Here is a 1,424-nt window from a genome sequence, read left to right as displayed (position 1 = left end):
GGGTTCGACTCGGCCCATGCGGTGTTCGCGTCCTCGATCAGCATCGGCGGGGTCGAGGTGAAGATCACGGTGTTCTTCTGGATCATCCTGGTCGCGATCGCCTCCTGGGTGCTGCTGCGCACGAAGGTGGGCAACTGGATCTTCGCCGTGGGCGGGGACGCGAACGCGGCCCGCGCGGTGGGTGTGCCGGTGACCAAGACCAAGATCGGTTTGTTCATGGCGGTCGGGTTCTGCGGCTGGATCCTGGGCATGCACAACCTCTTCGCCTTCGACGCCGTGCAGTCCGGTGAAGGCGTGGGCAACGAGTTCCTGTACATCATCGCCGCGGTCATCGGCGGCTGCCTGCTGACAGGCGGCTACGGTTCGGCGGTGGGCGGTGCGATCGGCGCGTTCATCTTCGGCATGGCGAACAAGGGCATCGTGTACGCGCAATGGAACCCGGACTGGTTCAAGTTCTTCCTGGGCCTGATGCTGCTGCTGGCCACCATCGTGAACCTCATCGTCAAACGCCGCGCAGAGCTCAAGTAAAGGGGCGGACCAAATGAATGCCAAACAGATCGACCAGCAGACCCTGCTCAAGGACGAGAAAGACCCGCTGACCCACACCCCCGTGCACCTGCTCTCCCTGGACGGAGTGGGCAAGCACTACGGGAACATCATCGCCCTGCGCGATGTGACCATGGCCGTGGACAACGGCCGCGTCACCTGCGTGCTGGGCGACAACGGCGCGGGCAAGTCCACGCTGATCAAGATCATCGCCGGGCTCCACCAGCACGACGCCGGGACGCTGCACGTCATGGGCGATGAGCGGAAGTTCAACTCGCCCCGCGACGCGCTCGACGCCGGCATCGCCACGGTCTACCAGGACCTGGCCGTGGTCCCGTTGATGCCCATCTGGCGGAACTTCTTCCTCGGCTCGGAACTGACCACCGGGTTCGGGCCGTTCAAGTCCATGGATGTCCAGAAGATGAAGGACATCACCCTGAAGGAACTGGCCGCGATGGGCATCGACCTGCGCGATGTGGAACAGCCCATCGGCCAGCTCTCCGGCGGTGAACGCCAGTGCGTCGCGATCGCCAGGGCCGTGTACTTCGGCGCGAAGGTGCTGATCCTGGACGAACCCACGGCCGCGCTGGGCGTCAAGCAGTCCGGCGTCGTGCTCCGGTACATCCTGCAGGCCCGCGACCGCGGGCTGGGCGTCATCTTCATCACCCACAACCCGCACCACGCCTTCCCCGTGGGTGACCGGTTCCTGCTGCTCAAACGCGGCAAGTCGATCGGCTACTACGACAAGAAGGACATCACCCTGGACGAGCTCACCGCCCAGATGGCCGGCGGCGCGGAACTGGCCGAACTCGCCCACGAACTCGAACAACTCGGCGGACACACCGAAGCCCTCAAGGAAGTCCAAGCCGAAGTCGCCG

Annotated in this window: 2 protein-coding genes; both read left to right on the top strand. The window is 64.7% G+C overall.

The window, feature by feature from the left end:
• Positions 1-528: ABC transporter permease (locus tag ABH924_RS24805; RefSeq protein ID WP_404503192.1), on the top strand; the 528-nt coding region annotated here is incomplete at its 5' end.
• 13 nt (positions 529-541) lie between these two features.
• On the top strand, positions 542-1,424 hold an 883-nt coding region (locus tag ABH924_RS24800), incomplete at its 3' end, for an ATP-binding cassette domain-containing protein (protein ID WP_404503190.1).

Origin of the sequence: Arthrobacter sp. GAS37, from assembly GCF_044908325.1 — a bacterium.
GTDB classification, from domain to species: domain Bacteria; phylum Actinomycetota; class Actinomycetes; order Actinomycetales; family Micrococcaceae; genus Arthrobacter; species Arthrobacter ramosus.
This window is presented reverse-complemented; position numbering and strand designations above follow the sequence as displayed.